Source organism: Streptomyces sindenensis, from assembly GCF_014649035.1.
Classification (GTDB): domain Bacteria; phylum Actinomycetota; class Actinomycetes; order Streptomycetales; family Streptomycetaceae; genus Streptomyces; species Streptomyces sindenensis.
On record NZ_BMSG01000020.1, the window covers coordinates 125,793 to 133,550 of the forward strand.

9 protein-coding genes are annotated in these 7,758 nt (G+C 73.3%); 5 read left to right on the forward strand and 4 right to left on the reverse strand.

What is annotated here, in order from left to right:
- Nucleotides 1-61 precede the first annotated feature (61 nt).
- The 3 genes from IE145_RS21785 (at nt 62) to IE145_RS21795 (ending at nt 2,525) form a co-directional block, all read left to right on the forward strand.
- Nucleotides 62-1,231 (forward strand): serine hydrolase domain-containing protein, encoded by a 1,170-nt coding sequence (locus IE145_RS21785; RefSeq protein WP_189527137.1) that lies wholly within the window; start codon nt 62-64, stop codon nt 1,229-1,231.
- A 75-nt stretch (nt 1,232-1,306) separates the two neighbouring features.
- Entirely contained in the window at nt 1,307-1,804 is a 498-nt protein-coding gene (locus tag IE145_RS21790) for a peptidylprolyl isomerase (RefSeq protein WP_189527138.1), read from the forward strand.
- 181 nt (nt 1,805-1,985) lie between these two features.
- A complete protein-coding gene (locus IE145_RS21795; RefSeq protein ID WP_189527139.1) occupies nt 1,986-2,525 on the forward strand; it encodes a hypothetical protein in 540 nt (179 codons plus the stop codon).
- Nucleotides 2,526-2,596: 71 nt separating this feature from the next.
- On the opposite strand, the gene IE145_RS21800 is transcribed toward IE145_RS21795, so the two are convergent.
- Nucleotides 2,597-2,998, reverse strand: a complete 402-nt coding sequence (locus IE145_RS21800; protein WP_189527140.1) for a DUF5997 family protein — start codon at nt 2,996-2,998, stop codon at nt 2,597-2,599.
- Between the two features lie 58 nt (nt 2,999-3,056).
- On the opposite strand from IE145_RS21800, the gene IE145_RS21805 reads away from it, so the two are divergent.
- Nucleotides 3,057-3,836, forward strand: coding sequence for a LysR family substrate-binding domain-containing protein (locus tag IE145_RS21805; RefSeq protein WP_189527141.1), 780 nt, complete (start codon nt 3,057-3,059; stop codon nt 3,834-3,836).
- A 226-nt stretch (nt 3,837-4,062) separates the two neighbouring features.
- The gene (locus IE145_RS21810; RefSeq protein WP_189527142.1) at nt 4,063-5,385 is read left to right on the forward strand and encodes a hypothetical protein; all 1,323 of its coding nucleotides are present in this window, start codon (nt 4,063-4,065) and stop codon (nt 5,383-5,385) included.
- Here the strand turns inward: IE145_RS21810 and IE145_RS21815 are convergent.
- The 3 genes from IE145_RS21815 to IE145_RS21825 all read right to left on the reverse strand — a co-directional run bounded on the left by IE145_RS21815 (nt 5,296) and on the right by IE145_RS21825 (nt 7,660).
- Nucleotides 5,296-6,294 carry a MerR family transcriptional regulator gene (locus IE145_RS21815; RefSeq protein ID WP_189527143.1) on the reverse strand — a complete coding sequence of 333 codons (999 nt, stop codon included), beginning with the start codon at nt 6,292-6,294 and terminating at the stop codon, nt 5,296-5,298. The two genes, IE145_RS21810 and IE145_RS21815, sit on opposite strands and share 90 nt — an antisense overlap.
- A 3-nt stretch (nt 6,295-6,297) precedes the next feature.
- Nucleotides 6,298-6,978 (reverse strand): HEAT repeat domain-containing protein, encoded by a 681-nt coding sequence (locus tag IE145_RS21820; RefSeq protein ID WP_189527148.1) that lies wholly within the window; start codon nt 6,976-6,978, stop codon nt 6,298-6,300.
- Nucleotides 6,979-7,054: 76 nt separating this feature from the next.
- On the reverse strand, nt 7,055-7,660 hold the full coding sequence (locus tag IE145_RS21825) for a GOLPH3/VPS74 family protein (RefSeq protein WP_189527144.1): 606 nt from the start codon (nt 7,658-7,660) through the stop codon (nt 7,055-7,057).
- Nucleotides 7,661-7,758 lie beyond the last annotated feature (98 nt).

Here is a 7,758-nt window from a genome sequence, read left to right on the forward strand (position 1 = left end):
TATGTTGCGTGGGGGCGACCGGTTCCGCCGCCGGACCCGCGCCCGCGACGAGGGAGGCCCCGTGACGCAGATCCACGGCCACTGCGACGACCGGTTCGCCGGGGTCCGGGACGCCTTCGAGGAGAACTTCACCGAGCGCGGCGAACTGGGCGCGGCCGTGACCGTCCTGGTCGACGGAGCGCCGGTGGTGGATCTCTGGGGCGGCTGGGCCGACGCGGCCCGCACCCGCCCCTGGGAACGGGGCACCCTGGTCAACGTCTGGTCCACCGGCAAGGGCCCGACCGCGCTCTGCGCCCACGTCCTGGCCGACCGCGGGCTGCTCGACCTCGACGCCCCGGTCGCCGACTACTGGCCGGAGTTCGCCGCGCACGGCAAGGAATCCGTGCTCGTACGCCACCTCCTCTCGCACCGCTCCGGAGTGGCCGGGCCGGACACCCCGCTCACCCTGGAGGAGCTCTATGACTGGGAGACGGCCTGCGCCCGGCTCGCCGCCACCGCCCCCTGGTGGGAGCCGGGAACCCGCTCCGGCTACCACGCGATCAGTTACGGATTCCTCGTCGGCGAAGTGGTCCGCCGGATCACCGGACTGCGGCCCGGGGCGTTTCTCCGGCAGGAGATCACCGGGCCGCTGGGCATCGACTTCACCTTCGGCCTCCCGGAGAGCGAGACCCACCGGCTCGCCGAACTCGTCCAGGAACGGCCCGACCGGGCCGCCCAGGCGGCCCTCCTGGACCGGATGACACCGGTGGCCGTCGCCTCCCTGCTCAACCCGCCCACCGGCCGGGCCGTCGCCAACACGCCCGCCTGGCGCGGAGCGGAGATTCCCGCCGCCAACGGCCACGGCACCGCCCGGGCGGTCGCCGCGCTCTACGGGATCCTGGCCGGACGGGGCAGCCTCGACGGCCACCGGATCCTCTCCGAGAAGGCGGCCGCCCGCGCCGGCGAAGGGCAGGGGGCCTGCCGCGACCTGGTCCTCGGCGACGGCTTCCGGCACGAGACGGAGATCGCCCTCGGCTTCTGGCTGAGCGGCGCGAACCGTTCCTACGGCCCCGACCCGAGGGCGCTCGGTCACGACGGCGCGGGCGGTTCCTGCGGCCTGGCCGACCCGGATGCCGCCATCTCCCTCGGATACGTCATGAACCGGATGGGCTCCCGGCTCGCCGACGACCCGCGCAAGACGGCCCTGGTGAACGCCGTCTACGCGGCCCGTCGGGGAGCCGCCGCGGGGTGAGCGGAATCCAGGCTTCCAGCATGCCGACCCAACCCGGGTTTCACCTGCGGTTGCCAGGAATGTGAGGATGTCACCATGACAACCAAGGTCTACTTCGACATCACCATCGACGACGCCCCCGCAGGGCGGATCACGTTCAACCTGTTCGACGACGTCGTCCCCAAGACGACGGAGAACTTCCGCGCGCTCGCCACCGGCGAGAAGGGCTTCGGCTACGCCGGCTCGTCCTTCCACCGCGTCATCACGGACTTCATGCTCCAGGGCGGTGACTTCACCCGCGGCGACGGCACCGGCGGCAAGAGCATCTACGGCGAGAAGTTCGCCGACGAGAACTTCAAGCTCAAGCACGACCGTGTCGGCCTGCTCTCGATGGCCAACGCCGGCCCGAACACCAACGGTTCGCAGTTCTTCATCACCACGGTGCTCACCCCGTGGCTGGACGGCAAGCACGTGGTCTTCGGCGAGGTCGCCGACGAGGACAGCATGAAGCTCGTCCGCAAGATCGAGGCGCTCGGCTCCGGCAGCGGCCGCACCAGCGCCAAGGTCACCATCGCCAAGTCCGGCGTTCTCTGACCGAACCGGTACCCGACGACCGGACCGGTACCCGACGGGCCCGTGGCAGGGGCCGCGCCACCGACGTACGCGTCGGCGGGGCGGACCGGCCACGGGCCCGTGGCGTGGGTCCGGCCGTTTCCGTGGTGCCGGCCCCCGGGATCGGGCAGAATTTGAGGTGTCCACGACGGGGGGAACGGGGATGCGACGCACCGAAGCCGCACGGGAGCTCGGCGGATTCGTCCGCGAACACCGCACCGACGGCGGCAGACGGCTACGACTGGCCGGGATCCTGCTGGTCACCGGCGTCGTCGGCCTCGCCTTCGGCGTGCCGGTGACCATCGCTTCGATCGGAACCACCGACGGCGCGCCCCAACTGGCGGGCCTGCTCCTCGGGGTCGGGCTGGCCGGTCTCGGACTCGGGATCTGGCGCCTGACGCAGGCCCTCCGCACCCGCGAACAGTGCTTCGACGTCCATGAGCGCGGGCTGACCCACCGGGTCGCGGGCACCGCCACGCTGATCCCCTGGGCGGACATCGAACGGATCGGGTCCGCCTCGGCCGGGGACGGACGCCCGCTGGCCGAGGCCCGGGGGATGGGCTTCGGCTACGCCATCGAGCTGCGCGACGGGCGGAAGATCCGGGTGGACACCTTCACCGAGGATCCGCGTGAACTGGCCGGGACGATTCACCGTGCGGTGAGCCTCGGCGAGTTTCCGCGAGGGCGGGGCCGCAGGCCCTGACGGGCGAGAGCCGGGGCCGTGACGCGCGAGCGGGAGTCCCGTGGGCCGTGACGGCCGGCCGGGAAAAGGACCTACTGCTGATCGCCGGACCGCGCGGCCCGCTCGGCGTTGCGCTCCTTGATGCGAGCGCTCTCCTTGCGCACCTCGGCCTGCGTGGCGCGCTCCTTCTGGAGCCACTCGGGCATCTCGTCCTTCAGCGCGTCGATCTGCTCGGTGGTGAGCGGCTCGGTGACCCCGCCGCGGGCCAGCCCCGCGATCGAGACGCCGAGCTTGGCGGCGACGACCGGGCGGGGGTGCGGGCCGGTGCGACGCAGTTCCACCAGCCAGGCGGGCGGGTCGGTCTGGAGGGCGTTGAGCTCGGTGCGGGAGACGGCACCCTCCTGGAACTCGGCGGGCGTGGCCTGGAGGTACACACCCAGCTTCTTCGCCGCCGTGGCGGGCTTCATGGTCTGGGCGGTCTTGTGCGACGTCATGGGTCCAGGGTATCGACCGTGGGACATGCCTCCGACCACCGACCGGTAGCCTGGTTCCGTGACAGGCTCGGACATCCCCTCATCCTTCCGGCTCGCTTACGTCCCCGGCGTGACGCCCACCAAGTGGGTGAGGGTCTGGCACGAGCGGCTGCCCGACACCCCCCTGGAGCTCGTTCAGGCGACCGCCGCCGACGCCCCCGGACTGCTGGCGGACGGCGGCGCGGACGCCGGTCTCGTACGCCTGCCGGTCGACCGGGACGTCCTGGCCGCGATCCCCCTCTACACCGAGACGACCGTCGTGGTGATCCCCAAGGACCACGTGGCGACCGCCGCCGAAGAGGTGTCGCTCGCCGAGCTGGCCGACGAGGTCGTGCTGCACCCCCTGGACGACGTCCTCGGCTGGGAGACCCTGCCGGGCCGCCCCGCCGTCGAACGCCCGGCCACCACGGCGGACGCGATCGAACTGGTCGCGGCGGGCGTGGGCGTCCTTCTCGTCCCGCAGTCCCTGGCCAGGCTGCACCACCGCAAGGACCTCACCTACCGCCCGGTCCCGGAGACCCCCGAGTCACGCGTCGCCCTCTCGTGGCCCCAGGCGGACGAAGCCCCCGACCTGGTGGAGGAGTTCATCGGGATCGTCCGGGGCCGCACGGTGAACAGCACCCGGGGCCGCGCGACCACCCCGCAGCACCCCACGGCCAAGGCCAAGGAGAAGGCGAAGGGCAAGCGGGCCGGTACGGGCGGCGGCGCCCGGCACAAGCCCGCGGCGGGCAGGAAGCCCTCGTCGGGCGGCCGGGCCGGCGGCCAGAGCGGCAAGCGCGGAAAGCCGCGCGGCCGGTAGCGGGCACGCCGAGCCTGCCAGGACGCCGGGCACGCCGGGACCGGTACGCGCCGGGCCCCGGAAACGCGCCCTGCTCCGGAGCCTGCCCCGCACACCACTCGGCGGAGCCTGCCCCGCACACCACTCGGCGGAGCCCGCCCCGCACACCACTCCGCTCCGGAACGCCACCCCGCGCCGGTTCTCTCGTTGATGAGGCAACCGCCGTATGCAGGGGAGCGCCCGACCGATGCCGAACATCCGCAGGACCCAGCGCCTTGGCCTCGTCGGGATGCTGCTCATCGCCCTCGCCTTCACCGCACTCCAGCTGACGGCGGTCACCGGACGGGCCTCGCCCGACACGAAGAACTACCTCTCCTACGCCCTGAGCCTCAGCGGCGAGAGCCGCGAGGAGGCGGGCCGGGGGGCCATCGCCTACGCGTGCGCCAGCGGGCAGCACGCGTCCCTGAGCCCCGTCCCCTGGACCAACAGGAGGGCCGTGGGGGAGTCGGAGGAGCAGTGCGTACGCCGGCTGAACGACTCGGTCGCGTACTGGACCCGCCACGGCAACACGGAGGGGATGACCGCGCCCTTCGCCAACCAGCGGTTCATGGCCATCTTCGAGGCCAGGCCCGGCTATCCGCTGTTCCTGGTCCCCTTCATCGCCGTTTTCGGCGCGACGTGGGGCCTTTGGCTGGCGGGGCTGGTCATCGCCCTGGCCGGCAGCGTCTGCGTCCTGCTCGCCCTCCGCGCGTCGGGCGCCTCCCGGCGCGCGGCTCTTGCCGGGCAGGCCCTGTACCTCGCCCTGCCCACCGGCACCGTCGCGATGAACCCCCTGAGCGACGGCCTCGCCCTGGCGCTGGGTACGGCGGTCGTCCTCGGCTGTGTCCTGCTGCTGCGGGACCGGCCCCGTACGGGCGCGGCGCTCGTCGCGGGCGGCTTCGCCCTGATGTTCCTCGTCCGCTACTCGCAGGCACTGCTGCTGGCGGCCGCTCTCGCGGGAGTCCTCTCCCTCTGGGCCGGGTGGCTCCGCCTGAAGCAGCGGCAGTTCACGCCCGTACTCCGGGCGGCCGGACTCTGCGCCGGCCTGACGGTGTGCAGCTACGCCGGGGCGCATCTGCTGGGGTGGCCGATGGGCGAGGACAGCGCCCAGGATCTGCTGACCCACCACTACCAGCGCCCCGATCTGCCCAACCCCTGGCCCGAGTTCTTCGTACAGGAGGGTGTCTTCTGGTCGGCGTGGCTGCGCCGCCAGGCCGCCTCCCCCGTCCTCCCCGTCCTGCTCGCGCTCTCGGCCTGGGCGCTGCTGAAGCGGCGCTCGGTGATGCTGCCCATCGCTCTGGCGGCGGGTGCGGCGGGCCTCCTCAACCAGGCCGGCCATCCGAACCTGGGCCAGCTCTACGGTTTCCGCCTCATCGTGTTCCTCTGGCTGCTGCCCGCCCTGGTGATTCCGCTGCTCCTGGACCGGCCGGCCCGGGGTGCCTCACCCGTCCCCGCGCAACCGGAGGAGGTAGGCGGCGGTCAGCGCGACGGCCGGGTCGCCGTCGCCCAGCAGCCCCGCGAGGGCACGTGAGGCCGTGGGGCCCGGGATGCCGGCCAGGGCCTGGGTCAGCCGCCCGCGTGCGGGCGGCCCGCTGGTCCCGTCGCCGATGCGGCCGACGAGGAGGGACGCGATCCGGTCCGCGGCCGCGTCGTCGTCGGCCAGCACGCTCAGCGCGTCGGCCGCGTCCGTGTCGTTGCTTCCGGCGATGATCATGTCGACGAGCACCGGGATCGCGGCGGCCTCACCCTGGGCCCCGAGCGCCAGCGCCGCCCGGCCCCGGACCACGGGGTCGGGGCTTGCCAGGGCGTCCCGGAGCAGCGCGGCGGCCTCGCGGCCGGGCAGCTCGGCGAGGGAGCGGACGGCACGGTCCCGTACCGCCGCGACGGGGGAGGAGAGCCCCTTGGCCAGCAGCGCCGCGCCGCCGCCGCCCGATCGGGACAGGGCCCATCGCAGGGCCCCGGCGACGTACGGGTCGCCCTCGCCGAGCGCCGCCTGGGCCAGCGCCTCCACCGGAACCCCGTCGACCGAGGCGAGGGCAGCGCGCTGGCGGGTACCGGCACTCGTGGACCCGAGGGCTCGCAGGAGCGCCAGGACCTGGAGGACGTCCTCCCAGGCGGCCGGGTCCGCCGCGCGGACGCGCCGCAGCCGGGTGAGCAACTCGGTCTCGGCGGCGATGCGTTCGCGCGTCCGGAGGATGAGGTCGTCGACGAGCGCCGAGGGCGTGAAGCCGGGGTCGTCGAGCGCGCGCCCGATCTCCCGCAGCGACAGCCCAACCGCCCGCAGGCTCTCGATATGGAAGACGCGCCGGACGTCCTCACCGGAATACTCCCGGTAGCCGGACCCGGTGCGGCCCGAGGGCCGCACCAGACCGAGCGACTCGTAGTGCCGGAGCATGCGGGCACTGACCCCGGACCGCCGGGCGACCTCACCGATCAACACGCGTCACGACACTCCTTCGCTGTTGCCGCGTGCGCCGCCCAGGGCCACCACGCGCTTCGCCTCCTCCAGGGCGAAGGCGAACCCGGTGTCCGGATCGCTCCGCAGCCTCTCCGTGGCGAGCGCGTGCGCGCGCACGTCCGGGTCGGTGGAACGCCGCGCGATGTCCAGGGCCGGCATCATCGCGCTCCCCAGACCGATCAGCGCCCGGCTGAGGCTCAGCTGTGTCTCCTGCCCACCGCGCCCGAGCTGCGTCACCAGCACCGTGGCCAACGCGGCCTCCTCCTCTTCCGGTACGAGCACGACGGCCGTCCGCCAGGCAGCCCGTGCCACCTCCTCGTCGCCGTCCGTCAGGAGCGCCCGGGTGATCGCGGGCCACGCCCGCGGGTCCCCGACCTTGGACAGGGTGTGCAGAGCCTGGCTCCGCGCCTGCGGCCGCTCCGAGCGGACCTCCCCGAGCAGCACGGGCAGCGTGTCGGCGACCGGGTGGCGGGTGAGCGCCCACGTCAGCATGTCGCGGACGAGGAACTCCGGTTCGACCGCGCACCGCTCGACCAACGGGCCGACGAAGCGCGGGTCCGGCGTCGAGCCGATCGCCAGAGCGGCGCTCAGCCGCACCGACGAACGCTCGTCCCGCAGCGCCCGGAGCGCTCGCACCTCATCCGTGCCGTGTCCCGTGACCGTCATCGAGACCACCTCCTCGGCCGACAGTGAAGAGCTTGTCACCGTGTCAAGGTCAAACCGGAGGAGGCCGGGTGCCGGCTCAGGGGCCACGCCAGACGTTGGCGAAGGCGGTGTTCTCGATGGTCCGCCGCTGCCGTACGGCCTCCAGCTCCATCACCGCTTCATGGACGGTGGCGATCACGGTGGTCACCGTCTCGTCGCCGGGGCGGGGTTCGTCGTCGGACCGCTCGCCGTCGAGGCCCACGGCCGACGCGAGGGAGGCGAGGACGGGGTCCCCCTCCTCCAGGCGGGCCACGGCCCGGTGCCGGGCGGGTGTGTCCACCGGCTCCACCTCCTTCGGGCCGAACGGCAGCAGGCCGCTCCGCTTCTGCCTGAGCTCGCCGTCCTCCTCCAGCGCGTCCTGGTAGGCGGCCGCGAGGTCCCGGCCCCGGCGCCACAGCCAGTCCTCGATCCGCTCGTGGGGCGGCTGCCGGGTGATCCCCGCGGCGGCCGCGGCGAGCAGTCGGTCGTCCGGCACCGAAGACCCGCCCGGTACGACGAGGTCGCCGTCCACGGTGACGGTCCCCGCGTCGAGCAGGTCGAGCAGTTCGGCGCCGGCGAGGGCGAGCGACAGATCACCCTGCCCCACGGGGCGCTCCAGCGCGGGATCCACCGAGATGATGAACAGGTCTTTCGCCGTGGTCATGAACGGCTCCCCTCGAAGGCGTCGACCGATGCGTCGACTTACTGATCGTTTCAGAATGGGGCCGACGGTCAGTCGTCGTCGAGCTGCTGAAGGACCTG